This window comes from Kitasatospora sp. NPDC051853 (assembly GCF_044452665.1).
In the GTDB taxonomy this organism is placed as follows: domain Bacteria; phylum Actinomycetota; class Actinomycetes; order Streptomycetales; family Streptomycetaceae; genus Kitasatospora.
In genome coordinates this window covers 1-25,622 of the sequence record NZ_JBITBY010000018.1, presented here as the reverse complement: position 1 = coordinate 25,622, position 25,622 = coordinate 1, and the positions used below count along the sequence as shown (strand labels likewise).

25 protein-coding genes and 1 pseudogene are annotated in these 25,622 nt (G+C 71.3%); 10 read left to right on the top strand and 16 right to left on the bottom strand.

Annotated elements, in window-relative coordinates:
• Positions 1 to 20: 20 nt before the first annotated feature.
• Entirely contained in the window at positions 21 to 209 is a 189-nt protein-coding gene (locus ACIA8O_RS36860) for a hypothetical protein (protein WP_396298432.1), read from the bottom strand.
• Positions 206 to 634, bottom strand: a complete 429-nt coding sequence (locus tag ACIA8O_RS36855) for an ATP-binding protein (protein WP_396298431.1) — start codon at positions 632 to 634, stop codon at positions 206 to 208. Before ACIA8O_RS36855 ends, ACIA8O_RS36860 begins: the two co-directional genes overlap by 4 nt.
• 537 nt (positions 635 to 1,171) lie before the next feature.
• Here ACIA8O_RS36855 and ACIA8O_RS36850 point away from each other — a divergent pair.
• Genes ACIA8O_RS36850 through ACIA8O_RS36840 form a run of 3 tightly spaced genes read left to right on the top strand, consistent with a single transcriptional unit; the run spans position 1,172 to position 2,952 of the window.
• Positions 1,172 to 2,170 carry a hypothetical protein gene (locus ACIA8O_RS36850; RefSeq protein WP_396298430.1) on the top strand — a complete coding sequence of 333 codons (999 nt, stop codon included), beginning with the start codon at positions 1,172 to 1,174 and terminating at the stop codon, positions 2,168 to 2,170.
• Positions 2,167 to 2,694 (top strand): GNAT family N-acetyltransferase, encoded by a 528-nt coding sequence (locus ACIA8O_RS36845; RefSeq protein WP_396298429.1) that lies wholly within the window; start codon positions 2,167 to 2,169, stop codon positions 2,692 to 2,694. The genes ACIA8O_RS36850 and ACIA8O_RS36845 overlap by 4 nt, the downstream gene beginning before the upstream one ends.
• 60 nt (positions 2,695 to 2,754) lie before the next feature.
• A complete protein-coding gene (locus ACIA8O_RS36840; protein WP_396298428.1) occupies positions 2,755 to 2,952 on the top strand; it encodes a hypothetical protein in 198 nt (65 codons plus the stop codon).
• Positions 2,953 to 3,186: 234 nt separating this feature from the next.
• On the opposite strand, the gene ACIA8O_RS36835 is transcribed toward ACIA8O_RS36840, so the two are convergent.
• Positions 3,187 to 3,606 (bottom strand): hypothetical protein, encoded by a 420-nt coding sequence (locus ACIA8O_RS36835; RefSeq protein ID WP_396298427.1) that lies wholly within the window; start codon positions 3,604 to 3,606, stop codon positions 3,187 to 3,189.
• 281 nt (positions 3,607 to 3,887) lie between these two features.
• On the opposite strand from ACIA8O_RS36835, the gene mobF reads away from it, so the two are divergent.
• On the top strand, positions 3,888 to 8,183 hold the full coding sequence (gene mobF / locus ACIA8O_RS36830) for a MobF family relaxase (protein WP_396298426.1): 4,296 nt from the start codon (positions 3,888 to 3,890) through the stop codon (positions 8,181 to 8,183).
• Positions 8,184 to 8,190: 7 nt separating this feature from the next.
• Here mobF and ACIA8O_RS36825 read toward each other — a convergent pair whose 3' ends face one another.
• A complete protein-coding gene (locus ACIA8O_RS36825) occupies positions 8,191 to 8,367 on the bottom strand; it encodes a hypothetical protein (RefSeq protein WP_396298425.1) in 177 nt (58 codons plus the stop codon).
• 659 nt (positions 8,368 to 9,026) lie between these two features.
• Entirely contained in the window at positions 9,027 to 9,422 is a 396-nt protein-coding gene (locus ACIA8O_RS36820) for an NUDIX domain-containing protein (protein ID WP_396298424.1), read from the bottom strand.
• Between the two features lie 523 nt (positions 9,423 to 9,945).
• On the opposite strand from ACIA8O_RS36820, the gene ACIA8O_RS36815 reads away from it, so the two are divergent.
• Positions 9,946 to 10,194, top strand: coding sequence for a hypothetical protein (locus ACIA8O_RS36815; protein ID WP_396298423.1), 249 nt, complete (start codon positions 9,946 to 9,948; stop codon positions 10,192 to 10,194).
• A gap of 58 nt (positions 10,195 to 10,252) precedes the next feature.
• Here ACIA8O_RS36815 and ACIA8O_RS36810 read toward each other — a convergent pair whose 3' ends face one another.
• The 10 genes and pseudogenes from ACIA8O_RS36810 to ACIA8O_RS36765 all read right to left on the bottom strand — a co-directional run bounded on the left by ACIA8O_RS36810 (position 10,253) and on the right by ACIA8O_RS36765 (position 19,155).
• On the bottom strand, positions 10,253 to 10,795 hold the full coding sequence (locus tag ACIA8O_RS36810; protein ID WP_396298422.1) for a hypothetical protein: 543 nt from the start codon (positions 10,793 to 10,795) through the stop codon (positions 10,253 to 10,255).
• A 215-nt stretch (positions 10,796 to 11,010) separates the two neighbouring features.
• Positions 11,011 to 11,583 (bottom strand): SMI1/KNR4 family protein, encoded by a 573-nt coding sequence (locus tag ACIA8O_RS36805; RefSeq protein WP_396298421.1) that lies wholly within the window; start codon positions 11,581 to 11,583, stop codon positions 11,011 to 11,013.
• Between the two features lie 99 nt (positions 11,584 to 11,682).
• Positions 11,683 to 12,234: a GNAT family N-acetyltransferase gene (locus ACIA8O_RS36800; RefSeq protein ID WP_396298420.1), complete on the bottom strand. Its 552-nt coding sequence runs from the start codon at positions 12,232 to 12,234 to the stop codon at positions 11,683 to 11,685.
• 1,120 nt (positions 12,235 to 13,354) lie between these two features.
• The gene (locus ACIA8O_RS36795; protein WP_396298419.1) at positions 13,355 to 14,635 is read right to left on the bottom strand and encodes a VanZ family protein; all 1,281 of its coding nucleotides are present in this window, start codon (positions 14,633 to 14,635) and stop codon (positions 13,355 to 13,357) included.
• Positions 14,636 to 14,723: 88 nt separating this feature from the next.
• A complete protein-coding gene (locus ACIA8O_RS36790) occupies positions 14,724 to 15,185 on the bottom strand; it encodes a hypothetical protein (protein ID WP_396298418.1) in 462 nt (153 codons plus the stop codon).
• Between the two features lie 695 nt (positions 15,186 to 15,880).
• Entirely contained in the window at positions 15,881 to 16,474 is a 594-nt protein-coding gene (locus ACIA8O_RS36785; protein WP_396298417.1) for a DUF6461 domain-containing protein, read from the bottom strand.
• Positions 16,475 to 16,545: 71 nt separating this feature from the next.
• A complete protein-coding gene (locus ACIA8O_RS36780) occupies positions 16,546 to 16,797 on the bottom strand; it encodes a transposase (protein WP_396298416.1) in 252 nt (83 codons plus the stop codon).
• Positions 16,798 to 17,123: 326 nt separating this feature from the next.
• The gene (locus ACIA8O_RS36775; protein WP_396298415.1) at positions 17,124 to 17,408 is read right to left on the bottom strand and encodes a hypothetical protein; all 285 of its coding nucleotides are present in this window, start codon (positions 17,406 to 17,408) and stop codon (positions 17,124 to 17,126) included.
• Positions 17,409 to 17,496: 88 nt separating this feature from the next.
• Positions 17,497 to 17,790 (bottom strand): annotated as a pseudogene (locus ACIA8O_RS36770) (ATP-binding protein); the annotation flags it as partial.
• An 84-nt stretch (positions 17,791 to 17,874) separates the two neighbouring features.
• Positions 17,875 to 19,155 carry an MFS transporter gene (locus ACIA8O_RS36765; RefSeq protein WP_396298414.1) on the bottom strand — a complete coding sequence of 427 codons (1,281 nt, stop codon included), beginning with the start codon at positions 19,153 to 19,155 and terminating at the stop codon, positions 17,875 to 17,877.
• Positions 19,156 to 19,386: 231 nt separating this feature from the next.
• Here ACIA8O_RS36765 and ACIA8O_RS36760 point away from each other — a divergent pair, with 231 nt between their 5' ends.
• The 3 genes from ACIA8O_RS36760 (at position 19,387) to ACIA8O_RS36750 (ending at position 22,859) form a co-directional block, all read left to right on the top strand.
• The gene (locus ACIA8O_RS36760) at positions 19,387 to 21,300 is read left to right on the top strand and encodes a prolyl oligopeptidase family serine peptidase (protein WP_396298413.1); all 1,914 of its coding nucleotides are present in this window, start codon (positions 19,387 to 19,389) and stop codon (positions 21,298 to 21,300) included.
• Entirely contained in the window at positions 21,297 to 21,479 is a 183-nt protein-coding gene (locus ACIA8O_RS36755) for a hypothetical protein (RefSeq protein ID WP_396298412.1), read from the top strand. The genes ACIA8O_RS36760 and ACIA8O_RS36755 overlap by 4 nt, the downstream gene beginning before the upstream one ends.
• Before the next feature lie 81 nt (positions 21,480 to 21,560).
• Positions 21,561 to 22,859 (top strand): cytochrome P450, encoded by a 1,299-nt coding sequence (locus tag ACIA8O_RS36750; RefSeq protein WP_396298411.1) that lies wholly within the window; start codon positions 21,561 to 21,563, stop codon positions 22,857 to 22,859.
• A 40-nt stretch (positions 22,860 to 22,899) separates the two neighbouring features.
• On the opposite strand, the gene ACIA8O_RS36745 is transcribed toward ACIA8O_RS36750, so the two are convergent.
• Positions 22,900 to 23,178, bottom strand: coding sequence for a glycoside hydrolase family 3 N-terminal domain-containing protein (locus ACIA8O_RS36745; protein WP_396298410.1), 279 nt, complete (start codon positions 23,176 to 23,178; stop codon positions 22,900 to 22,902).
• A gap of 528 nt (positions 23,179 to 23,706) precedes the next feature.
• On the opposite strand from ACIA8O_RS36745, the gene ACIA8O_RS36740 reads away from it, so the two are divergent.
• Positions 23,707 to 24,261, top strand: a complete 555-nt coding sequence (locus ACIA8O_RS36740; RefSeq protein WP_396298409.1) for a hypothetical protein — start codon at positions 23,707 to 23,709, stop codon at positions 24,259 to 24,261.
• A gap of 110 nt (positions 24,262 to 24,371) precedes the next feature.
• Positions 24,372 to 24,647, top strand: coding sequence for a hypothetical protein (locus tag ACIA8O_RS36735; RefSeq protein ID WP_396298408.1), 276 nt, complete (start codon positions 24,372 to 24,374; stop codon positions 24,645 to 24,647).
• Positions 24,648 to 25,622 lie beyond the last annotated feature (975 nt).

The window sequence follows — 25,622 nt, the reverse complement described above, 5'->3', positions numbered from 1 at the left end:
GTGCGGGCTCCTTCGCAGGGTCAGAGGGACGGTGTCGGTGATGCGGCGTCGCGCGCCGAGGCCGCGATCTCGGGCAGCGGGTCGCCGGTGAGCTGGTGGTCGGCCACGGCACCGAGCAGGCCGAGGACGACGATGTGGCCACTCATCCAGACCACCTGCAGGACGGTGGCGATCGGGTCGCGGACCTGGCCGCGGTGCCGGCCCGTCACGGCTTCCTCCCGACTCGCAGGTCGGCGTGGACGGTCTTGCCGAACGACTCCACAGCGGCACCCCACCGGCCTTCGGTGAGTTGGTGGACGAGGTCGACGCCACGACCGGACTCCTCGCTGTCGTCCGCCTCGATCCGCACCGGCAGGACACGGCAGCCATCCGTCACCGAGACCCGCACCGAGACGGCCGTCAGACGGATGATCCGAACCGTCATCTCCAGCCGACAGCCGGTCTTCACGGCGTTGCTGACCAACTCCGAGATCACCAGCAGTGCATCGTCGACCAGGCTGTCCAGGCCCCAACCGGTCAGCGTCGCCCGGACCAGGTGCCGGGCCCGCACCGCCGAGCCCGGCTCGTAGGGCAGCTCCGCGCTCACCTCGGCGAGCGCCGCCTTGGGCTCCAGCACGGCCACCTCCCCTGTCACGCCGACCAGTCCCGGTGGGGCAGCTCGGCGGCCGGGGCGCGTCCGGGACAGCTGGAGGAGAAATACGACATGGCGGACTCCAGAGCAGAGGGCAGGAAAAGCGGCCACCGAGGGGACGTCCGGCGGCGGTGCTCATCCAGTGAACGGCCTCCAACTCCACGGTGGTGAGGCAAAGTTCACTGCCCGTAGGCCCGTCACCAACCGGAAAACTTGACGGTCCCATGACCCGAAGCCCTGCACATCAGGTGATGGCACGGCTACGTTGGCCGCATGGTGGCCAATATCGCCCTGCGCAGCAGGATGGCTGAACGCCGCATGACGAAGGCCGAGTTGGCGCGCGAAGTGAACGCCGAAATCAAGATCCTCACGGGAAAGCCGGGCACCGTATCGGAGCGCACGGTCCACAACTGGCTGACCGGTGCGACCCGATGGCCCCCGGGCAAGATCCGGGTCGCGCTCAGTGCAGTATTCGACTGCACGCCCGAACAGCTCGGCTTCCTCCCCACAGGCCGGGCCCGCACCACACCGGAGGCAGACGTGAGGCGACGCGACTTCATCACGGGCGCCGGCGGGACCGCCGCGGCCGTCCTCGCCCACGGCCCGGCCAATGCCGCGCCCCGCCGGATCGGCACCGCCGACATCCAGCGGCTGGAAGCGCGCTTCGCCGAGGTCATCGCCAGCGACCACCGCCACGGTGGCCGGGTCAGCATCGAGACCAGGGCCGTACAACTCGCCGACGAAGCCCTCGCCCTCCAGGAGCACGGCACCGCATCCCAGCGCATCCGCGCCGCCCTGTACGCCTGCGCGGCCTCCTTCATGTCATCCGCGATGTGGGCCGCGATCGACGGCCGCCGCTTCGAAGCAGCCCTGAAGCACCATCAGAAGGCCGCATCCACAGCCGCCATGTCCGGCGACTCCACCATCCAGTTCCGAATCTGGTCGCACGCCGGCAGCCTCTACCGCCACCTCGGCCGCCCCGGCGACGCCCTCGCCGCCAACGACGTCGCCCGCAGCCTGCCGATCGCCCGCCGCGACCCGCTGTTCGCCTCCCTCGGACACGCCCGCCACGCCGCCATCCACGGCCTCACCGGCGACACCAACGCCGTCCACCGCCTGCTCGGCCACGCCCAGGAAGGCCTGGAGCGCGCCGACGCCGCAGCGTCCCGACCCGTGTGGATCACCGCGTTCTACGACCAGGCCGAACTCGACTCCCTCGCCCTCGCCGCCCACCTGGCGGCCGGAAACTGGGAGAACGCCGAAGCCCACGCCCACCGCTGCCTCGCCCTTCGCCGAGGCGCCATGCAACGCTCCCATGCGATCACCACCGTCCGCCTCGCCCACGCCCAACTCGGCCAGAGCGCCTACGAGTCCGCCGTCGCCACCGCCATGTCGGTACCGGCCGAGGTCTCCGCCCACCCCCGGGTCAGCGGCATGCTGGCCGCCTTCGGCGCCAAGCTCAGTAGCCTGGCCGCCGGCACCGGTCCGGACCTGACCTGGGCCGAGTACGCGCACAACACCTGGAGGACCACCGCGTGACCGTCGAACTCCGTCACCACCGCGACCTGACGCCCGAGACCCGGCAGGACCTGCTGGAGGTGTACGCGGACGTGCGGGCCCCCCTGCTGCACCTGCCGAACTACCGCGTGGACGCGTTCGCCGAACGCCTCGACCGGCACGCCACCGAGCCCGGCTTCGAACTCGTCCTCGGCTACGACGGCCAGACACCGACCGGGTACGCCTACGGCAACACCATCGAGGCAAGCGACCGGTACTGGAAGCGCATGACCGAGCCCCTGCCCGACGGCTTGACCGACACCCCGGTACTGGTCATCAAGGAGATCGGCGTCCGCACCCCATGGCGCGGCACCGGAACCGCCCGCCGCATCCACGACGACCTGCTGGCCGGTCGTACCGAGGACCGCGTCACCCTGATGGTCAACCCGCTCGCCGGAGACGGCAAGGTCCAGGCCGTCTACGAAGCATGGGGCTACCAAGCGTTCAACGCCCAGCAGCCATCACCGGACTCGCCCCGGCTCACCGCAATGATCCGGCGACGCTGACCAACTCCGAACCCCCGCGCATTGCCTGCGTGATGCTCGCGTTCCGGTTCCTTCGCGGCCGTGCGCGTGCAGTCCGAGTTCGCCGATGTACTCGACACGTCCGCCCGCCGCATCGGCGAACTCGTCACCCCGGCCGAGATGCTCCAGGCCGTGGCCCGTGGCCACTACCCCCTGCTGTCCTCGCTCCTGGCCGCCCGCGCCACCGAACTCACGGAGATTCAGCCACCGACGCCGGTGAGCTCGGAGATCGCGACCTGACAACCAGGAGAACGTCGGTACAGGCCGGGTGCCCCGCACCAAAAGGCGTCGGTGCACCCGGCATTCCCGTCCACGGCACTCGCACGGAGCGGGCACCATTCCGGGCCAACTCCCCGGCAGCTGACGAGAGCAGGGACGCGCTGGTTTGCTCAAGCCCACCCAGCGGCTTCCGGTTCAGGTATCCCGGCTCCCCTCAGCCTCGTCCCGGAGAGTGAACCGACCCGCGCCTCGCCATCAGCCGCCGGCACTGTCGAACAGGGTCGGCTCAGGCTGCTCCCTCACCGGCCCGCCTCCTGACCGAGCGGTCGGGGCCGGGGCCGTACCGACCGGACCCTCACCCTCCGCACCAGGTCCCGCCACCGCCAACAGACGTCGGACCTCACCCCGACCGATCCCGAGGCGCTCACCGATCTCGGCTCGCTCACAACCGAGTTCGCTCATCCGAGCCACGGTCCGAGCCTGCTCCCTGTCGCCTTCCGACCGGACCCGGTCCGCCTCGGCCACCAGCTCCGCCATGCGACGCTCGATGGCCACCAACCGGTCGTCCATCTCTTCCCGCGCGACGAAGAAGCCCTCCGCAGCGTCGAGGAGTGCCTGCTGGCGCTCGACGATCCTGGCGCTCAACAGCCGTGCCTTCTTGCGGGCCTCGACCATCCTGACAGTCCTACGCGGCTTGGCCGTTGTCGTCATGTGTCCTCTCCCTCATCTCTGCGCGAGCACAGGCGGCCGCATCCTCAGCGGCCTCGTCCCTGTCCCGCGAGCCAGTGGATCGGCTGGGGCCGATCGCGGGCGAGGACGAGCCGGTGTTCTTTCCGCTGAGCGGGAAGTTGCAGCGATTTCGAGGGCGTTGTCCCGCAGTGCGGAAAGTGACCGCCACCGAGTGCCCGGTCTGACGAACACCTCTTCCATCCTGGCCCGAGGATGGAGGTGGATCAGTGCTGCAGATCCAGACGATGACCCCGGGAGACGGGTACCTGTACTTCGAGTCCCAGACCGCCTCAGGTGATCAGCAACGTCCCCGTGGATGCTCGCTGAGTGTCCATCAGCTCGAGTCAGGGCTGCCGGCCGGAGTCTGGGTCGGCAGCGCCGTCGGCCTTCTCGGTGTCGAGGGGGAGGTGACGGAGGCTCAGCTACGTGCCCTGTTCGGGGAGGGCCTGCACCCCCGCGCGGATGCCCTCGTCGACGAGGCGATCCGGTCCGGCATGACCGCGGAGGGCGCCCTGGCCGCGGCGCAGCTGGGGACGGCTTTCTACAGGTTCGGCCTCGCCGGCGCTGCCTCGACCGTCTCCGCCGCTTCCCGCGCCCAGCGGCCGGAACAGCAGAACGTCTCCGGCGAGGATCGCAAGACCTCGGCGCGGCGCACGTCCACCAGGCAGCCCGTCGCGGGGTTCCACGCCGTGCTGCAGCCGCCGTCGAGCGTGAGCCAGCTGTGGGCTCTGTGTTCGGACAAGGTTCGGCTCACCATCGAAAGGGCGCAGGACGACGCGGTGGCGGCCACGCTGGTGTGGGTGGAGGAGAACGCGCTGGCCACCCGCGGCGGACGCAATGGGATCGTCCAGGAGCGGGTGACGACGGGTCTGGTCGGGGTGAGGTTCCGTCACTTCGATTCGCGCGCCGGTGATCCTGGCCTGCACGATCACGTGCTGATCGCCAACCGGGTTCTACGAGCGGACGGCAAGTGGCGGACGCTGGACGCACGTCACCTTCTCGGTCAGATGGTGGCGGCCTCCGAGTACTACAACGCCCAGGTCCTTCACCACGTCTGCGCGGCGCTGGACGCCGCCGCCATCGAGCGCCCTCGGGAGGACGGCCTGCGTCCGGTCACGGAGATCGCGGGCGTGGACGCGCGGCTGCTCGCCGTCACGGCGAGGCGCTCGGTGGCCATCGAGGACCGGCTGGTCCGGCTCCTGGAGATGTACCGAGCACGGCACGGCCACGAGCCGTCCTCGGTCGCCCGGGTGAGGCTCCGACGGCGCGCGACGCTGGAGACCCGCCCTGCCAAGAAGACGGCGCTCGGGCTGCCCGAGTTGCGCGCCCGCTGGCGGTCCGAGGTGACGGCCGCGCTCGGCCCGGCCCTGGTGGACGGCTTGGTCGAGGCGGTGACGGCCGCCGCTCGCCGCCTGGGGGCAGCGGGCGACCCGGGTTCACGGCTCAACGTACCGAAGGTGGCGGCCGCGACGGTGGAGGCCGTCTCCACCCACCGGGCGGTGTTCGGTCTGCGGCACGTCCGCGCCGAAGTGTTCCGCCAGATCACCCGCGCCTCGCACGGTAGAGCCGACCCGGCCCGCTGGGCGGAGCCGGTCCTGAGGTTCGCGCTGGACCGGCTGTGCGTCGAACTCGGTGCTCCTGACTCGGCACGGAGCCTCCCTCCCCTCACTCGGGCTGACGGCTCGAGCGTCTACCGCGACCAGGAGTCCCGTGTCTTCTCGACACCGGCGGTCCTCGCCGCGGAACGGCGCCTCCTCAGGGCCGCCCGTACCCGGATCGCTCCGTCGTGCCCGGCCGGACGCTTCGACGCGCACCGGCGCCGCCACCGGGGCAAGCTCGACGACGGTCAGGCCGCCATGGCCAAGGACTTCGCCACCAGTACCCGGCTGCTGTCGGCCGCCATCGGCCCGGCGGGCGCCGGCAAGACCTCGGCGCTCCTGCTCGCCGCCAAGGCGGTCCGTGCCGAAGGGCGTCAGGTGGTCGCACTCGCCCCGTCCGCCCGCGCGGCCAGCGTGCTCGGCGAAGCGCTCGGGCAGAACGCCGACACCGTCCACCGGTGGCTCGCCCTCCCCGCCCCGCCCCTCCGCCGAGGCGACCTGATCGTCGTCGACGAGGCCGGGATGGCATCCACCCTCCACCTCGCCGCCATCGTGGACCGCGCCAAGGCGGTGGGCGCACACGTCCGACTCGTGGGGGATCCCTCGCAACTCGCCGCCGTCGAGGCCGGCGGAGCGCTGCGCCTGCTCCAAGCCGACGGCCACGCCGTGCAGCTGACACGGGTTCACCGCTTCACCACCCCGGGCGAGGCCGAGGCCTCCCTGGTGCTGCGCGACGGCTCGGCCGAGGAAGCGTTCCGGTGGTACCGGGAGAACGGCCGCATTCACAGCGGAGACGAGGAGGCCGTCCTGGACGCGGCGTTCGCCGCGTGGTCCAAGGACCGGGCGGCCGGACGCAACGTGGTGTTGGCGGCCCCGACCCGGTCCCTCGTCAAAGCCCTCAACCTCCGTGCCCAGCAAGCCCTCTCGGCCCAAGACACCCTCGTCCCCGGAAAGCGTGATGCACGACTCCACGACGGCACCCGCGCACACGTCGGGGAAACCATCGTCACACGACGCAACGCGCGGCAGCTCACCTGCCTGTCCGGCCGCGACTTCGTGAAGAACGGCGACACCTGGACGATCCTGGGCTACACCCCCGGTGGCGGCGCCCGAGTCCGGCACACGCGCCACCGCGGCACCCTCACCCTCCCGGCCAAGTACCTCGCCCACCATGTCGAACTCGGTTATGCGGCAACCGTCCACCGCTCGCAGGGCATGACCGTCGACGTCTCCCACACCGTGCTGACCTCCACGACCTCCCGCGAGGCCGCCTACGTCGGCGCCACGCGCGGCCGTCACGGGAACGAGCTGTACGTCGCAGTCGCCGCCCGTGAATCCGCGGACTCGGTCCTGCGCCGGATCGCGGCCAGCAGCGACCAGGTACCCGGCGCCCTGGAGACCCTCAGGGCGGAGAAGCGCCGTTCCCGGGACATCCCCCGGCTCGCCGCCGAGTACGCCGACGTGGCCCGGCGCGCCGACGAAGCCCGCTACGGCGCTGCGCTGCAGTACGTCCTCGGCACACCGGGACCTGGCATCACCATCCATCCGTTGGTGGCCGGCGCCGTGAGGCGCGCCGAGCGGCGAGGGCTGCTGCCATGGCAGGTCATGGCACTCGCCCACCACGCCACTCCGGCCGCTGACGCACCGACGCTCGCGGACCACATCGACCGCCTGGCCACGACCGCCCCCGATTCGCCCGGCCGGTCTCCCTGGAATGCGGAACAGGACGCTGTCCTCCATGGTCTGACACGCACGCGGGAGATCGCGGCACGCACCGCCCTCGAGTCAGCCCAGGGCAAGCGCGCGACCACTCCGACACCCGTGACCGTCAACGGCCGCAGCCACCCGGCCTGGTCCAACCGCCCGCACGGCAGCCTCTCCTCCCCCGAACTCGGACGCGCCACCCGACGTCAGCGGCAGCACACCAAGGACGGCTCGGCCTACCTGAACGGCGCTGCCGAGAGACGACGTCTCAAGTCGCTCGAGGACGAGCAACAGCTCCGCGCCCTGATGGACCGTCAGGACCACCTCCGCGAGGACGCGCAGCGCAGCCTCCTCTCCGGGCTGGGACCGATACCCTCCACGCGGCAGATCCGACGCGCGCTCCGATCGGCCGACGAGGACTCGGCCGCGTCCGCACGCCGGTACTGGGCACTGGCCGTACGTCTGCGGGCCGATCGAAACACAACCACGCCTCCCACGGACCACCGGCTGCCGCCCGCCTGGCTCTGCCCGACCGACGCGATCTCGGACCCGTTCACCCCGGACGACTGGAAGGAGCACCTGATCGAACGTCAAGCGGAGATCGGCTGGCTCCTCGACCTCCTCGGCGTCGGGCTGGCGGAAGCCCCTCCCCCGTGGGCACGGTTCCTCGGCAGTCCGCCCGACCCGACCCGTGAGCGCAAGCGACAGCTCTGGCAACAGACGGCTGCCCACCTCAAGGTCTGGCGGGACGTCAACGGAATCGACGATCACCTCCCCGCCGCTGAACCACGCACACCCGCTGCCAGGAGCGGGCCGTCGGCAGCGTTCGCAGCCACCGTCAACGACCGCCTCTCCCAGCCACGCCGTGCCGATCCGTACCTCTGGGCAAGCACCATCCCCGCACCCGAAGCAGGCAACGCCCAAGAGAGGCAACTGCACACACGGCTGATCGCCTCCTGCGTCCACTGGCGCGTACGCCACCGCATCACCACCGCCGACCCCCTCGGACCCGCACCGGCCGACCCCCTCGCCAGAGCCGAATGGGACGCCCTGAACGACGCCCTGAACGCCTACACGGCCGACCACGGCATCCCCCCGCACACCCCCGTCCAGCCCTCCACCACCCGACCGGATGCCGCGCCACCGCGAAAGCCCCGACCCTCACCGGTCCAGCCCACCCGCCCACACCGACCGGACCCGCACCGACGCCCACGCCCGTGACGACCGGTCAGTGCGGCTTGCTGCCGGTGTCGTCGTAGCCGATGGTGACCGCGCTCGGCAGCGGCGTCTCGCGTGGCTGCTTCATGTGCACCGGGGCCATCGCGCCCAGCACGTGACAGCCCGTCAGGACGATGGTCGTGCCCAGCCTGATCCCGGAGAGCTCAAAGTTGTCGGTGAGCTCCACGGTGCGTGGCTGGGCACATCACCGCGCAGTCCGACAACACTGCCGCGCGAGACCGGGTCGAGGTGGCCCTCGCCGCGCTCCTCCGCAACGCGAAGGCCTTGGACGCAACCCGGACGCGCTCTCCTCACCTTCTTGGGCGTCCGCAAGGCGCCGTGCGGGAGATCAGAGCGATCCTCGCCAGGGCGCCGCCCTCGCTCTGCGCCCTTCGCAGGACGGCCTGACGGGACCGCCCCGTACCAGCGTTGGTGTTGTCCGCGGACAACACCAACGCTCAGCAGCTGCTCAGTGGTTCCTCACCGGGATGCAGCAGGTGGAGGAACCGGAGGTTGGTCCCGCTCGGTCAGGGGGCCGCGAAGTGCGGTGACGAACTGTGGGTGGCGTTCTGGCGATGGCCCCGAGTCGCCCGGACGGTGGCGTTGGCCATGACTCTGCCACGTTCCGGCGTGCGCCGTTGCACCGTCCGGGGCGCACTTCCAGCGTCCATGTAGCGCGTCCTGCCGGCCCGGCGACATCGTCGTCGCCGGGCCGACAGCCGTCAGTCGGGGGTGGCCGTCACCACGGGCTCCAGACCGTGGTGGAGTACGAGACGCTCGCCGCGCGGCGGGCCCGGACAAGCGTCCTGACGCGGCCGCTGCCCGCCCCCACTGACTCACCTGCCTTCACCCGGCCGGACCCACAACGGTCAGCTGCGCCCACACCACCGGCGCCCGGCCGGGGTCGTCCAGCTCGACAGCGGCCACGGCCCGGCAGAGCTGGCTGGGCAGGGCGGCGGTGAAGACCAGGTGCCGCCGCCGGAAGGGCGTCGCCTCGCCGGGCCGCCGACTCTGCTGCTCCTGGACGAAGCGCAGCACCGGCGGCTCGGGCAGGCCGCCCAGGTCCAGGCCGAGCTCCTCCAGCACCTCGCGGTGCAGGGCGGTGGCCGGGGCTTCGCCGGACTGAAGGAGGCCGCCGGGCAGGGAGTGCTGGACACCGTCAGGTCGCTCACACCGGATCAGGGCCAGGCGGTGGTCGTGGAGCAGGATCGCGCACACCCGGATCGGGGTCGGCGCGGTCACCGGTCAACCTGGCAGGCCGGGTGGTGCCGGTCCGTGCGCACGACCGTCCTGCCCGGCAGGCGGGGCTCACCGGACCAGATCCGGCAGCACCCGGACGGCCGCCCCGGTGCGGCCGGTGCCCGCCCACCTCCGGCGGCGGAGGCGGGCAGGGTGCCGGTCGCGGAGGTGGTGGTGCGGGGGCGCCGGCAGCGGGCCCGCCAGGTACTGAACGAAGAGGTGGTCACCCCATCTCCTGTGCCCACCCCAGCACGTCGGCTCACCTGCCCCCACGCGGCCGGAACCACGACGTTCAGCCCCGACGCCACCAGAGGCTGGACCGCTTCACCGCCTCCACCGCCGCTGCCTCTGCCACCGCTGCGGCTTCGGCGGCGGCCCGCGTACGCTCGGCCCTCTCCCGGGCCTGCCGGTCGGCGTCAGTCCGGCACCTGGTGCAGACGCCGTGGTCCCAGTAGCCGACGCCTTCCTTCTGTGCCCATCGCTCGTCGGACAACCGGCACCCGCCCAGCGCCGGGAGAATGATCACGTGACCACCCAGCCTCGGGGCATCAACGCCCTGATCCCCACCACCCGCACCCACGCCACCCCCGCCGAGCAGGCCGCCTCCCAGCTCCTGCACCTGCGCTCGGCGACCGTGCCGGTACCGGTCCTCGCCGCAGCCGCCGCCCTCATCGCCCCGCAGCTGGACGACCCCGACCCGGCCACCCGCGACGCCGCCGAAGCCGTCCACGCCCACCTGATCGCCGCCATCGACAACGCCGCCCCAAGCCGGTAGTCCGCTGTCCCGTCTCACCGAAATTCGACCGCCCGGGCTGTCCGCTCGTCGGGCGGCATCACGTGGCGGCATCACCACCGTCGACCAGCTCCGCCAGCTCGTCGGCCGACTCGGAGGTCAGACGGTAGAACCCCTGGAGGCTGATCGAACGTTCAAGGCGGCCGTCCACCACGTGCTTCAGGACGCGGGTCTGACCGCGGCGGTTTCGCCAGGTGAGCCGCTCCAGGAGTTCGCCGGGCACAGGCACATCGAAGCGCACTGGTGTCGCGTCCACGTGCACCGCCGTGGCCCCGCAGTCGTCGGCACCGAGCATCGACCAGTCACCGTGCCCGGGAAACCCCGAGTCTTGCCACGACGCGGGAGCCGCGCCGCAGCAGTCCTGCCGCTCCATGTCGGTCACCCGCATCCGGCTGACCACGAACACCTCGTACCGGTTGACGTGCAACGCGTACACCTCGTCCCCCGCACGGGCCCCTGACCAGGCAGGCCGGGAGGTATGGACGCCGCTATAGGCGACCGGCGGCCGCTCGCCCACGCGGCCCTCCTTGCGCAGGGCACGGCACGTGTCATGGGTCCACAAGACAGTGAAGGCATCAGGCATGGCGCTGATCCTACGAACGAGGACAGACAGCCTTCCGCTGGTCGGCGCGGGTGATCAAACTTCGATGAGACGGGACAGTGTCCTCTGACAGGTGATCGTGACCGATTGCCGTGTGATCTTGACCGGTTGAAGGTGCGCTACCGCCGGCGCCACCGCGTGGGTGCGGCAGCCGCCCAGCAGAGCGGCTGCCCGCTGTACGGGCGGGTCGGCTCCGATCACCATCGCGCGATGTCGGGGCTGACCCTGGGCAGAGCCCAGGGCTCCACCGCGCCCGTGACCAGGTCGGCGAGGAACTGGACGGCTCCGCCGGTGTAGTGCCACCAGGCCGACCTCCGCGAGGCGACCGTGACCGTCCACTCCTGCGGCCCGGCAGGATCGGTGGCCCACAGGAAGAGGTCGCCCTGGTTCGAACCGGCCCAGGGAAGCAACCCGCCCGGCGCGGGGAAAGGGTGGAACGGCACGGCGAGGTCCACCTCCGAACACAACTCCTCCAGATCCTCCAGCGATCCGCGCGCACCCTCCACCCAGCGCTGCTCGTGGCCGCGCTCCGGTCCACCGAAGCCGAGGAAGTCTCCCAGGCCGAAGGTCGGGTAGAGCTCGCGAAGGAGCTTGAAGTCCTCCGGCAGGGCAGTACCCAGGCCGGCCTCCACGAGCCGCCAGTCGACGTTCCTGGGCTCTGGCAGACGCAGAGCCACCAGGCCCGGAACCGCACTCTCCAATGCGGCGACCGCCTCCGCAGGATCGGTCAGTCGGCGGATCGGGGCCTGCGTACCAACGAAGTCATCCATGCGAGCAGGGTGCCAGGGCAGCAACCGACAACCGCACCGCCCCCGCCTGTCCTCTGACAGGTGATCTTGACCGCTTGACAGGTGAGTCTGACCGCCCGCTCACACCCGGGCCTGAAGCACCCAGCCCGGCCAGAGCGACCCGTCCGACCGCAGCTCCTCGAACTCCAAGGCCGCGGTGAAGCCCAACTCCTCGTACTCGCGCACCACGCGGCCGTCCTCACCGGCCCAGCAGTGCGTCCGGAGCAGCCGTGCACCACGGCGGGCCGCCTCGGCCCGGGCATCGGCGACCAGGGCCGCCATGCTGAACTGCCGGAACCTCACCCTGGTCACCAGGAAGTGCAGGTAGAGCTCGGGCTCCTCGACCGCGGGAGCGAACTCCGGAGCCTCGTCAGTCAGCACGGAGCCGCCCGTGATACGGCTGATCAGGTCCCGGCAGATCCGCACCTGTCCGTCCCGGACGTGGCGCAGCACCTGCTTGACGATCGGCGGGGACTCCTCCCACTCCAGCGTTTCGAGCAGGTTGACGTACTGCACCGGGACCAGCCATGAGCTGTGGTCGTGGAACATCGCCAGGAAGTCCAGCACATCGTCGGGACCGCCCTCGGCGACGCTCATGTCGCTCCACTCCGACCGCTCCTCGCGCCCGATCACGGCACCCTCCCCCAAGGACTGAGCTCCAACTGATCGCTGGTCAATCTACGCCCGCACGGCAACCCCACCGCCGGTCAAGATCAGATGGCAGGAACTCGGCGGTGGTCAAGATCGCATGGCAAACGGTCAAGGTCACCTGGCAGAGGTCACCGCCCCCGAGGTGCGTCCCGGCCCCGTCCCAGGCCTGGACCGAAAACGCTCCCGCCTCGGGATGGCCTGAGACTGTCCCAGCACAACGGACATGAACGGCGGGGTGAGACAACGGCGGGACACCCCTTGGGCCCCCGTCCCAGCCCTGGCCCACCCCCGCCGGGCGCAGCAGCACCCCGCAGCCCGGGAACAGACCCGGCCGCGACGGCCCCCACCAGGCCCGACCGACCCGGTCCGGGGCTCGAGGGTGATGAGGATCCGCGATTGCGGCTCTGCCGCGATTCCGTAGATGACCGGTTCGAGCGCACACTCCCGGCGGGATCTACAACGGCCAGCAGGCAACGCGTCCGCGTGGGGTGAGCGTGAGGCCGAAAAGTGCCCCCGGCACACTCGGTGATCAGTGCCACAAGGGTCCCGTGTTGCCGTCGCAGTTGGCAGAGCAATCGCCGGATCCGGATGCCGCGGTCAAGATCAGCCCGAAGACGATGAGAGCCAGGACGATCCAAGCCACATGGGCGAAGTCATTGCCGGGTGGGATTTTCGGAGTGCTGTTCTGCGGGACCTCATCGTGGCTCTCGGGCTCGCCACTGGGTCCGTCATGTCCCTCTGCCGCCATCGTGTCATCCCCCCGTCACGGTCTGTCCTCTCATGGCACGACGTCAGTTCTCGTCCGTCAAGCCCTGCGGCGGGACGGTGGCGGGACGCCCTCACGGCCCGCGCACCCACCTGACACACCGTCAGCACCCACCCCACGGGCCCGACCTGACCGCCGCCCTCGCCCCGGCCGTCCCCATCGCTGACCAGCTGCGCGCCTGCTGGGAGAGCGAGCCGCCGGCGTTGACCGAGGCCGATGCCGCCGCCGAGCGGGAGCATGAGCACGTCACCAGCCGCGACGGCAGGTGCTGGCGGCCGCGACGGCCGCCACGATCGTCGCCGCCCTTACCGGTGAGACCGACGTATCTGCGGACGGTCAGCCTTGTTTTGCCACCGGTTGGCCGGTGACGGCGTCGATGAATTCGACGGTGCCCGTGGCCTGGTTTTCGCCGGGCTTGACGATGTTGACTGCCCAGCAAAGCCGCCACTGGCCGTCGATCTTCTTGGCCAGGAGGAACGTGGTATCGGCACGGGAACCGGGATGGGCGGAGACGGCCTGTCGCTTGGCTGTGTCGGCGGTGACGGTGGGATGTGGCAGTTGGGGGTCGGTTTCCCAACGTGCGGATGACGCCATGACCCTGCCGGAGGTGGAGACGGTGATGTCCAGACGCATCGGCATCAGGACGTTGTCGGCGTTGTACCGACGGTAGGTGAGCATGTAGGCGCCACCTGCGCTGTCGGTTGAGGTCAGGGTCGGGGTGGCTGCCTGGGTGAGTTCGGAGAACCAGGTGGCCGCGAAGTCCGTGCCGACCTTGAGGACCTGGTCCTTGGTGAGCGGACCGGGGTCGATCTGGCTGTTGGCCGAGGCGCTGATGAGGAGACGTCCGGTGGGCCAGTCGATGCGGAACTGGCCGCGATCGGTGGCGGCCTCGAGGACCTGCTGTGGGGGACTCTCGGGGGTGGCGGTCAGGCGGGTGGTCTGCAGTTGGGTACCGGGGCCGAAGAGCTGGTCGGCGATGCGTTGGGGAACTTCGATCTCGTCGGCCGAAGAGGTCGCGCCGAAGCCGGCCGCGTCGCGGTGAAGCGGTACCCGCAGCCAGACGACGGTCGTGGCGGCGGCGAGGCCGATGCCGACGGTGGTGAGGCCGTGAAGGACGTCCCGGCGCCCGAACCCTGCCTTGCGGGAGCGGAGCCACGACCAGAGGACCGCGGCAACCGTGCCGATGAGCGCGCCGAGTGCGTTGTCGATGAAGTCCGCGCCGTCACAGGAGCGGCCGGTGCCCAACAGGGTCTGGCACAGCTCGGTCGCGACGGAGAGAACCGTGCACGCCGCGAGCACGGTCAGCGGCCTGCACAGGACGACCGTGGCGAAGAAGGCGAGGGGTATGAACAGGGCGATGTTCATCAGCCCTTGCTGGGTGGTGGCGGTGTCCCACACCCCGCTGCCGATCGAGCAGGTCCGCCCGGAGGAGCCGGTGGTGGTCGGTGTCAGGGTCGCCGCGACCTCACCGGCCAGTGACAGCCCCCAGAACACTGCGGCGGCCTGCGGCCACTGTCTGGCCCGAGCCCGGCGCAGAGCCACCGTCCCGAAGATGAGGCCGAGGACGGCGAAGACGGGGACGAGTGCGGGAGCTGAGGAGAAAATCGCTTCGATCATCGGTCTTCCGGGACGCGGTCGGGTAGTGCCCTGGGGAGGGCGCGAGCTGAGTTCGCGCCCTCCCCAGGGGAGGTTCAACCTGTCGGGTTCAGCAGGGGTGGTCCGGCGGGGTCTGGAAGGTCTGCTGCCCGGAGACCCACATCTTGCCGATCGCGCTGCAGTTCGCCGGCAGCGGGGCGAAGCCCCAGCTGAAGCTCTTGGTCTCACCGGCGTTCTGGGTGAATGCACCCTGGTCCCAGTGGGTGTTGCCACCCTCCTCGTACGCGAACCTGGCGATGATCTGGCCGCCCGAGTTCTTCTTGTACTGGATGGCCGTGAGAGCCGAGTAGTAGGACTGGCCGTGCTTCGCACCGTTCTCGGACCAGAACGAGAGGGTGCCGCTGCTCAGCTGGGTACTGACCAGGGGCTGGATGCTGCCCGTGGGGGTGGCAGCGCCGTCGTTGATCTGGGCGGCCGCTCCACCGGTCGAGGGCAGCTTCAGCTGGTGGTCGCCCTTCTGAGCAGGGGCGGCCTGCGCGTCGATGGTGGTCGCGACCGGAACAGCCGCCAACACAGCTGCGATACCGAGCCGTACCATCGTCTTACGCACCCCGCTCACAGGGGTCGCGGTCTTCGTCATGATGTCCTCCCAAAGCGCATCGATATGACGAGGAGGGGGGTCCGCGTTGCACCGCGGGCCCCCCAGCCCACAGATTGAGGCCGGGCGCTTGAGGCGGCCCGGCACCGCTTGAGCCTTTCGCATACTTCCCATCCAGGCAAGCGAAATCAGTTGCCCCCCTCGTCCCGCTTCTGCCGGGAATCCGACACTTGGCCGCCACCAAGAGTGATCGACTTGCGGCTCGCTGCAGCAGGCTCCAGCACGTTTCGAGAGCGATGACTCCATAGCGTTATGTCACGGTAGTGCAACGAAAGAAAGCCCTCCTCTGGCATATGCCAGAGGAGGGCTGACGCCGCAATCGCCGATCGCTTGGGCGATGACCACCACCTCGCACTCACCACCTCACGACCACCTCCCCGGCCGCCGAACCGAACGGCAATGAGCTGGCCGCCGCCTCGGCGCCTGGCTGCTCGGCCACCGCACCGCCCTGGCCCCAAGGGCCGACCCGGCCGAGACCGCCCCGCCCACGGGTCCGTGCTCGGCATCGACTCGCGACCGGTCGTCACTGGCTGTTGCGTTCGTGGCCCTTCCTTAAAGTTGCGGGCCCTTGTCGCCGGCGAACCTCGATGGGCAAGGTCCTGCTGCGCTCAACGGATCTTGACGGACCCGCAGGTGAATGTGGCTGTCTCAAGGATCTCTGGTGTCAGACGGACTTCGGTCATCACGTTCGCGAGGGCGAAGGCTGCGGCCACTGACTGGTCGATCTCCGTCTCTTCGGTGCCGAAGTGGAAGCCGACGCGGCGCATCGTCTCCAGTTGGTCATCGGGGGTGCTGCCCCACCGGGAATCGGGGAACATCGGCTCGAAGACCAAGCGCATCGTGGCGTCCTCGGCCCAGAGGAATGAGTCCACACCGTTGATGTTGCAGAAGTGCGAGATCCAGGTGGTTCCTGCGGAGGCCGGCAAAGCCCGTTCCTCGCTGACACCGATATAGCCGTTCGGCTCGATCACCAAGGTCCATGAGCCGATGGCGATCATCGCGATCAACTGCTGTGTGTCGTCCAGGTCGTAGGCGGCCTCGACAACTGCTGTCACTCCGGTCAGCGCGGGGTGTTCTTCCCCGTTGAGGCGTTGCAGCAGCTCGGACGGCGCGAGGTCGTTCACGAGCGTGAAGCAGTACGCCTCGGCCAGGTCTGGGAATCTGTCCTCGAACCACAGGTAGTCAACAGCAGTCACCGTCATGGCGCAGATCCTCGCCCATGTGTCCGACAGCGCGGCACGAGGGGTGCGATCGTGATCGGGAGCGGACTGAGTCAGAATGCGAGGAGTATGCGCCGACTGAGCAGGTCGAGGTTGGCGCGGCCATAGCCCTTGCGCTTGAGGAGCTTGATTCGCGTGGCATGGCCTTCGACCTGGCCCGATCTCCAGGTACTGGACAGTCCGGCGACGACGGCGTCCTGGTCGCGGCGGAGGCCGGCGACCAGGGGGTGGAGGGCGGGTAGGTCGTCGGCCAGGCCCCGGGTCATCCACTCGGGCAGCAAGTCGCCGCGTCGGTCGTGGAGCATGGCGGCGAAATCACGGACGTGCCCAGCAGCGGCATCGAGGTGCGGACAGGCGGCCCGGATCTCCTTGAGCTCCTGAGCGGTGTCAAAGCGGGCAGGGTGCGGTCGGTGGGGAAGACGACGGCAAGGCCGGCGAGGGCCAGCCGGACCGCGGGGCATTCGGCCAGCCAGCGGTTCAGCAGATCCGGGGTGCGGGCCTGGACCGCGCTGCGGGCCCGGGCCTCGCTGTCGGGATCGGCGTGTTGAGAGGTGTTCGGCCAGGTCTCAGCAAGGTGGCGTTCGCCAACGGTGGCGGCCCTGACCAGCAGATGGACGGCTTGGAACCGCTGTCAGGCGGGAACCCGGTCGTCGACGGCGAGGGCCGCGAGCAGGACGGCACCGTCAGCGGTGGCCAGCTGGCAGGTGTCCTGGTGGAGGATCTCGTTGTAGAAGTCGCCGAGGAAGCTCCGGTCGTCCCAGGAGGGGTCGATCTCGGCGTCGAACAGCATCGCTGCCTGGGGTGGCCTGCGGCCCGGCAGACGGTCGGCGATCACGTCCCGGAAGAGCTGCCGGATCGGCGGACCGGAAGTGGCCGCGTCGGTCCGGCGCGGCTCGGGTTCGGCGTGCGTATCCATGGCCAGCGCAGCCTACTGGAGCATCTCGGACCGACGAGCCGTCGCCTGGGCGGGAGTTGGCAGGTCGTCAGCCCGGCGCCTGTGGCGGTCAGCAGGCCTCGGCTGGTGCTTCGGCCCGCGCCCGGGTCGAGGCGAGTCGGTAGGAGTCGGTGCCGGTCTCGATGACGCTGCCGTTGAAGGTGAGGCGGTCGACGATGGCCGCACGGAGGCGGGGGTCGGTGAAGGTCTTCGTCCAGCCGCCGAACGGCTCGTTCGAGGCGATGGCGACGCTGTTCTTCTCCTCGCGTCCGGTGAGGACCTGGGAGAGCGGTTCGGCGCCGAGACGGTCGAGTTCCGTGTGGCCGAGTTCGTCGATGCGGAGCAGGTCGACGCGGCGGGCTCGGACGCGGAGTACCGCGAGGAGGACTTCTGGTGAGCTCCGCTGCCGCGTGCGCCCCGTCCATCGGGGTCACCCCGGAGGACCAGGTCAGTCCGGGACGACCCTGGTGGCCTGGAGGCGGCGCAGGGCCAGGATCAGATTGCCGCTGCCGAACGTCGCGAGCGCGGCGACGCCCCACAGGGTCGCCGCGACACCGGCCCGGTCCAGCACGACGCCCGCGGCCAGGAAGCCCAGCGGCCCGGACAGGGCGCTGATCGTGACCACGGCCTGCAGCACCTTGGGCCCGAAGCCGTCCGGCAGCCGGGCGGAGAGCAGGCCCATCAGCGGCGCGTTCGCCAGGGGCGCGGCGGCCGATGACAGGCCGACGGCGACGGCGAGCACACCGGCCGGCACCGGCACCAGGAGCGTCCACAGGGGCAGGGCGACGCAGACCAGGGCCGTACAGGCGAGTCGTACGGGGGCGACCCGTGTCGCCAGCACATAGGCGGCCACTGCGCCCACCAGGCCACCGGCGCCATCGACGGCGATCAGCAGGCCGCCGACCCTGGCGTCCCCCTCGAACCGGACGAACGCCAGCACCGGCATGGTGATCATCAGGGTTCGCAGCATCAGCCCGAACACTACGGTGGACAGCATCGCCCGCCTCAGGAACCAGTCGCCGCACAGATGCCGCACCCCCGCCCACAGGCCGCGGGGCCCGGCCGCGGACCCGCCGGCCCCGCCGGCCCCTGCCGGGACGCGGCGCAGCAGCAACAACCCGGAGAAGGCGAACGTGGCGGCGTCCAGCCACACCACCGAGGTGGTCCCCACCAGCGGGATCAGCGCGCCCGCGAGCGCCGGTCCGACGAACGCCGAGCCGTTGTGCACACCTGCCAGCGCGCTGTTGGCGCGGGCCAGGGAGCGGGCGTGCGGGCTCAGCAGTTCCATCGCCAGCACCCGCTGTGCCGCGTGGTACGGAACGGCCAGCACCCCGAGCACCGCGACGATCGCCACGAGGACGGCCAGGTTGAGCGCGCCCAGGGTCTGCAGCAGCGGGATCGACGCCACCACCGGAGCGCGGGCGAGATCGGAGACGACCATGGTCCGGCGGGCGCCCAGGCGCTGGATGACCTCTCCGCCCGCGAAGCCGAGCAGCGCCATGGGCAGTACCTGGGCCGCGAAGACCAGGCCCGCCCGGGTGGCCGAGCCGGTGGTCTCCAGCACCAGCCAGGGCAGCGCGAGCATGGTCATCTGGGTGCCCAACGCCGTCACCGCGCCCGCGACGTAGACCGCCGTCAGCGCACGGCCCGGCCTGCCGCCCGCCGTGCCGTTCGGCGCTCCGCCGGGCGGGACGGGGGCTGCGCCGGGCCGGGTCGCCGCAATCGTCATCGGGTCGCCCCTCTCTCCTCGGTGGGTCCCGGCCGTGCGGCCGCCCCCGCACCCTGTCGCCCGCCCACCGTCCGGTGCCAGGGAAGGACCGGCAGTGGCTCACCGCCGGTGCCGCTGCGCTTTCTTCCCTGCCCCGCAGCCCGCCCGTCCGGCAGTGTGATGGCCGTCGGAGCCCAGCAGAGCCAAGGCCGCCGGCGGCGGAAGCGGACACCGACGAAGGGAGGGACGGCGATGAGCAGCGGTATCGGAACGGCGGTGCACGTCCCGTCCTTCGCCGCCCGCGACGGACGACGAGCGGTCGAGACCCGGTATGTGGACGGTCTACCGCAGATCGTGGCCTGGGATCTGACGACGGGTCAGCGCCGCCAGGCGACCACCGCACCACTGGGTGTGGAGACCGCCGCCATCGAGCCGGACGGCCACGGCCTGTGGTGGTTCGACGACACTGCCGGCGGTCAAGGCCGCTGGCTGCGCGGGCCGTTCGAGGGCGGCCACCCGCACCCGGCGCTCGACGGCGTACCCGCCGGGCGGATGCACGGCCTGGCCTTCGACCCCCGCAACGGCCTCGCCGCCGTCGGCGTCGGGGTCGCGGACCGCTCGCGGCACTACCTCGGCCGGCCGGGCGGGCACGCCCGCCTGGTGGCCGAGGAGCCCGGCTACGCGGCAGTGGTGGGCCTGGCCCCCGGCGGCCGGCTGCTGGCCACCGCGGGGTGCCCGACCGGACCGGCCGCGGTCCGGCTGTGGTCACCGGCCTCCGGCGACCTCGTGGACACCATCCCCGGCGCAGCCGGGGACGGCGACGGCGGCGCGGTGTGGGCGCTGGGCTTCCGCCCGGACCTCACCACCGCACCGCCGGAACTGCTGCTCGTCCTCGAACGCGCGGGCCGCTACACCCTGGCCTTCTGGCGGCAGGGCGAGGGGATCCGTACGCACGGTCCCGGCTCCGCCCTCGACTTCGACACCGAGATCACCGCCTGCTGGTACGGGCCCGGCCGCACGGCGCTGGTCCAGCAGGACCAGGCGGGACGCAGCCGCCTGCTCCGCGCCGACCTCGACCGCGGTACGACGACGGTGCTTCCCACGCCCGAGGGCACGATCATCGACTTCTCCTGCGCGCCTGACCGCACGGTCCACTGCCTGTGGAGCCGCGACGGCGAACCGCCCCGGCCACTGATTTGCCACCCGGAAAGCCCGGAGCGCTCGGAACGTCCCGACTGCTCCGGCCACTCCGGCCGCTCCACGACGGCGTCACGCGGCACAGTGCCCGGCGGAACGACCGGATCCGGGCGCCGCGAGCTGTGGACACGCCGGCCGTACGGGCAGATCCACAGCTTCGTGGCCACCCCGCCCGGCCGCAGGGCGGGCCACCGCCCCTGGCCGACGGTCTTCCTCGTCCACGGCGGGCCCCACACCCACGACCGGGACGCCTACGACGCCCGGACCGAGGCCCTGGTCCGGGCCGGATTCGCCGTGGTGCGCACCAACTACCGCGGCTCGACGGGCTACGGCCCCCGCTGGCGGGACGACTTCGGCCACCGGGTCGGCCTCGCCCAGCTCGAAGACCTCGCCGCGGTGCGCGGCCACCTCATCGACGAGGGAGTCTCGGAGCCGGGCCGCACCGGCCTGTGCGGCTACTCCTGGGGCGGCTATCTGACACTGCTGGCGATGGGCGTCCAGCCCCGGCTGTGGGACGTGGGGCTGGCCGTCGCCCCGGTGGCCGACTACACGGCGGCGTACCGGGCGACGACGCCGGCGCTGCGGGAGGTCGACGACCGCCTCTTCGGCGGCACCCCCGAGCAGGTGCCGCACCGCTATCGCGCGGCCTGCCCGATGACCTACGTGGACCGCGTACGCGGCACGCTCTTCATCGCCGCCTCCGCGGACGACGAGAAGTGCCCTCCGGAACAGATCGAGCGCTATCTCGCCGCGCTACGGCGCCGCGACGTCCCGCACCGCGTCCGGTGGCTCGGCGGCGGACACGACGTGGGCCGTGACCCGGCCGGACACGCCGCCGCCTGGGCCGCCATGGTGCGCTACGCCGACGACGCGCTGCGCGCCTCCCCCAGAACCGCCGACCGCCGCGACAGCGGGCGGACCGGCTCGCACCACCCCGTCCACCACACCGAAGAAAGGTCAACCCCATGAAGCGTCACGGACTGCGCGTCGACCCCATCAGCGCCACCGAGCGGGAGCGCGGGATCATCATTCCGCCACACGACCAGGTCGCCCTGGACAAGGCGGTCCCGGTCCGGCCGAACGGCCCGGCGCGGGCCTGCACCACCCGCACGGAGAAGAACACGGAGGAGAAGTCGCCTCTGCAGTGAGCCCCAGCAGCGCCGTAGCGGGGTGCCATGCCCGGCACCCCGCCGCGGCGCCGGCCGTGCCGGTGAGGACAGGAAAACATCATGACCACAGCTACACCCCGGACGGACAGCCCCCGGACGGAGGAGCACCGGCCGGACGAGTCCGGGCCGACGCAACCGCGCCAGAACCCGCCGACGTTCCTCAACGACCCGTACCCGACCCTGGCCAGGATGCGGGAATCGGCCCCGGTCTCCGTGCTGCACGGCGACGGCGGCCTGCGGCTGTGGATCATCCCGCGCTACGACGACGTCCGGGCCGCGCTCTCCGACCGCCGCTTCGCGCAGGACGCGCGGCGTGCCCAGGCCCTGGCCGACAGCCGGTTCGAGGGCGTCAACCTGGGCACCGATATCACCCACATGCTCAGCAGCGATCCGCCCGACCACACCCGCCTCCGCCGCGTGGTCCAGGCGGCGTTCAGCCGCAAGCGGGTCGAGGCGATGCGGCCGATGGTCGAGCGCATCACCCTCGAACTCCTCGACGGGCTGGACGCGGCAGCCGCGCACCGCACAACCCTCACCACCACCGCCACCGCCACGGTGGACCTGGTCCGTGACTTCGCCTTCCCGCTGCCGATCCTCGTCGTCTGCGAACTGCTCGGCTTCCCGCCCGAGGACCGCGACCTCTACCGGAACTGGTCGACCGCCATCGTCACCCATGAAGGCGACCACGCGGCGTTCCGGCGAGCCGTCCAGGAGATGGGCTCGTACGTCCTGGCCATCGCCGACCGGCGCATCCGCCGCAACGACCGTCCCGCCGATCTGCTCACCGAACTGCTGGCGGCCCGCGAGCGCGGGGAACTGACGGACGACGAGATCGTGGGCATGGTCGCCCTGCTGCTGATCGGCGGACACGAGACCACCGTGAACCTGCTGGGCACCTCCTGCCTCGCGCTGCTGCGCGATCCCGGGCAGGCCGCCTGGCTGCGCGCCGATCCCACCCGGATGCCCGGGGCCGTCGAGGAGTTCCTGCGCTACGACTCCCCCATCTGCATGGCCACCACCCGCTTCACCACCGAGCCGGTGGACGTCGGCGGGGTGGAGATCCCGCAGGACGAGTTCGTGCTGCTGTCCCTCGGCGCGGCCAACCGCGACCCGGCGCGCTTCCAGGACCCCGACCGCCTCGTCCTCGACCGCCAGGACGCCGGCCATCTCGCCTTCGGCGGTGGTATCCACCGCTGCCTCGGGGCCCTGCTCGGCAAGCTGGAGACCGAGATCGCGCTCGCCGCGCTCCTCGCCCACTACCCCGGAATGACCCTGGCCTGCCAGGAGCACGACCTGCGCTGGCGCAACACGATGATGCTGCGCGGCTTGGAGGCACTGCCCGTCGCCCTGCGCCGCTGACCCCGTCCTGCCCCTGCCGCCCTCCCCGCCTCCCGCACCGTCACGGCCCGGCCCGGGTCGGCCGAGGAGAACGGGACGCGGGGTGCGCAAGGTGGAACCGCGCCAGACGTACCCGCAGGGTGACAGGGCGAGTGTCGGTGTTCTGGTTGCGCCCGGCGGTGCCGAGGCCGGGGAAGTGCTCGGCGGTGGCGGCGACGCCGGTGCGCTGTCGGGCGGTGGTGAAGGCACTGCCCAACTCGGTGACCACGGAGGCGTCGTGGCTGTAGGAGCGGGCGCGGAGGTCGATGAAGTTGCCGGGCGCCCGGTACACGTCGAGCACCGGGGCGAGGTCGACGTTCAGTCCGAACCCGGCCAGGTTCCGGCCAGCCCCTCGCCTGCCGAGGCGGCCACCGCCGGATCCGCTCTGCGTCCGCTCCCCCGGGCGGAGAGCTCGAGGCACCGGGCAGGTGGCGTACCAGGCCACCCTCCTGATCGGTCGTCAGCAGCAACGGGCCGGGACAGCACCGAAGGCAGCGCTCCGGTGCGGAAGAGGCTGTTGGCCGGAGCCGAGAGGGAGCGGGGCGCAACCGGCACCGCCACCCGGTCCTCCTGGTCCTAGAGGGTGGCCTGCGGCCGCACGGGGGGCTGGCCTACGAGCGGGGCTGGCGCCGAGGCCTGACGGCCCCACAGCAGGCACCACAGCGGGGCCGGGCACCGGTCACGGCCGCACGTCAACGACGGGACACCACCCCTGGTGCGACACGCCCCGCCCCGGGCAACAGCACCCGGCCAGCGGCAACTGGCGGCAGGAACGGGCCCAGCCGGGGCGCTGTGTCGTCCGAACGCGCCGGCTGACACACTCCTGCCCGTGCAAGAGACCGACACCATCTACGAATCCCGCCACGGCTGGAGCGCCCGCAACGCCGCCGTCCTGGCCATCGCCGTGCTGATGACCGCAGGAACGTTCCTCATCGACCCGTCCCAGACCACGGTCTGGCTCCAGATCCTCACCCTGCTGCTGTTCGGCGGCGGCGGCACGGTCATCGCCTACAACGCGATCAGCAAGAAGGTCGCCCTCCGGGTGGACGCCACCGGCGTCCTGCTCGGCGGCGCCCCGCTGCGCTACCGGGCCACCACCGTCCTGGTCCCCTGGTCGGAGATAGCCGGCGTCGAACTGTGGATCCAGTACTCCGCGAAGAAGCTCCCGTACGTCGGCCTGCACCGCCATCCCGACCTGCCCCCGCTGCCCGGCGGCCGCAGCCGAATCGGCGCGGCCGCCGTCGGCAAGCCCGCCGCCTTGGTCGCCGCCAGCAGGGCCGTCAACGGCTGGCGCCTGAACACCCCCGCCCTCCTCGCCGCCATCCACCACCACGCACCCACCACCGACATCAGCATCGACCTCAACTTCCCCACAAAGATCTGACCCGCCCGGCCCCCCGACCAGCAGCCCCTGACGGACCCGCTCCTGCCCAGCCCAGCAGCACCACGACGACCAAGCCGAGCGGGTGTTGACGGCCCCGGGATGCTGAAGCCATGAAAACCGACCCCCGCTTGATGACCGCCATGCGTTGGAGTGTCACCATCGGCGCGGCCCTCACCGCGCCCCTGCTGCTGGTAGGAGGCGGGTTCGCCTACGACGCCCTGCGCGACCACCTCTACGGCGATGGCGGCCCCGGCGCCCTCGACAAGAGAGCCGGCTGGGTCCACCCCGGATACTTCGTTCTGACCAACCGCCTTGTCCTTGCCCTCACCTGGCCCACCCGCCAAGGTGGCCCCATCCGCAAATGGCCCTACCAACACCACCACTGAACCCACCAACCACCAGACCCCTTGACTCCTCCTCCTGATCCCCGACGCGGGCGACCTGCGGCCACAACGGGCGCGCAGCAGCGGCTGCTCCCAGCAGCCAGGACGACGGCCAGGAGCAGAGCGCCAGAACCGGAGCGGCGGCCAGCCGGGAAGACCGGAGCGGGCCGGGAGGCCGTGGCGGAACACCGAGCGCGGAAAGCGAATCCCGGGGTGAATCCGGCGCGGAAAAGGGAGCGCGTTCCTGACCGGTCGTCAATTCACGGAAGCACCCCGAAGCCAACCCGGCCCCGGACAACCCGGAAGCCCGAGGTGGGCCTCGGCCGGAAGCTGCCCACAGTCACCGAAACCGGCCCCATCCGCAGCCCCACCGGGCCGCCCTCCGCCACCCGGCCACCGATCCGGATCGGTCCACCCAACCCCCGGCCCGTCCATCCCCACCGTTTCGTCACACCCACTGTGCGACGAAACGCCCGTCCGCGTGGGAAGGCCGCTCAGCGGCGGTCCTTGGCCAGGCAGAGCACGGCGTGCTGCCCAGCAAGCCGACCAACCCAGATGATGACCGTCACCGGGGGTGGACACCCACCAGCACCACCCCCGCCACCGGGGAATACCACGACGGCCAGGAGCGGCGAGCGCCCGCTACCCTCGCGCGGCTTACCTGGTGCGCCGTCAGCAGCCGTAAGCCCGCTCCTCCTGACCATCCGACAACAGCTGCGGTGCTGGCCCGCGCTGGGGGACTGGCGACGCCCGCCCGGCCGCACAGACCCCGGCCCGGCGGGCGACCGCGGTAACGCTCATCCGGGTGCACGTCACGGGTACGACGAAGCCTCCCTCCACGGACCGGGGTCCGTGGAGGGAGGCTTCGTCGTGTGTTACCGACGGTCGGGTCAGATGCTGAGGACCTGGCCGGGCAGGATCATGTCGATGTCGCCGCCGATGACCGCGGCGTTGTTGCCGTACAGGGTGGTGAGGTTG

Bases quoted from the DNA above. Each gene is read 5' to 3' on its own strand.
- ACIA8O_RS36780 (WP_396298416.1), bottom strand. From the start codon at position 16,797: ATGCTCCACGACCGACGCGGCGACTTGCTGCCCGAGTGGATGACCCGG.
- ACIA8O_RS36765 (WP_396298414.1), bottom strand. From the start codon at position 19,155: ATGACGATTGCGGCGACCCGGCCCGGCGCAGCCCCCGTCCCGCCCGGC.
- ACIA8O_RS36785 (WP_396298417.1), bottom strand. From the start codon at position 16,474: ATGACGGTGACTGCTGTTGACTACCTGTGGTTCGAGGACAGATTCCCA.
- ACIA8O_RS36755 (WP_396298412.1), top strand. From the start codon at position 21,297: ATGAAGCGTCACGGACTGCGCGTCGACCCCATCAGCGCCACCGAGCGG.
- ACIA8O_RS36810 (WP_396298422.1), bottom strand. From the start codon at position 10,795: ATGCCTGATGCCTTCACTGTCTTGTGGACCCATGACACGTGCCGTGCC.
- ACIA8O_RS36835 (WP_396298427.1), bottom strand. From the start codon at position 3,606: ATGGTCGAGGCCCGCAAGAAGGCACGGCTGTTGAGCGCCAGGATCGTC.
- ACIA8O_RS36805 (WP_396298421.1), bottom strand. From the start codon at position 11,583: ATGGATGACTTCGTTGGTACGCAGGCCCCGATCCGCCGACTGACCGAT.
- ACIA8O_RS36760 (WP_396298413.1), top strand. From the start codon at position 19,387: ATGAGCAGCGGTATCGGAACGGCGGTGCACGTCCCGTCCTTCGCCGCC.
- ACIA8O_RS36750 (WP_396298411.1), top strand. From the start codon at position 21,561: ATGACCACAGCTACACCCCGGACGGACAGCCCCCGGACGGAGGAGCAC.
- ACIA8O_RS36735 (WP_396298408.1), top strand. From the start codon at position 24,372: ATGAAAACCGACCCCCGCTTGATGACCGCCATGCGTTGGAGTGTCACC.
- ACIA8O_RS36795 (WP_396298419.1), bottom strand. From the start codon at position 14,635: ATGATCGAAGCGATTTTCTCCTCAGCTCCCGCACTCGTCCCCGTCTTC.
- ACIA8O_RS36775 (WP_396298415.1), bottom strand. From the start codon at position 17,408: ATGGATACGCACGCCGAACCCGAGCCGCGCCGGACCGACGCGGCCACT.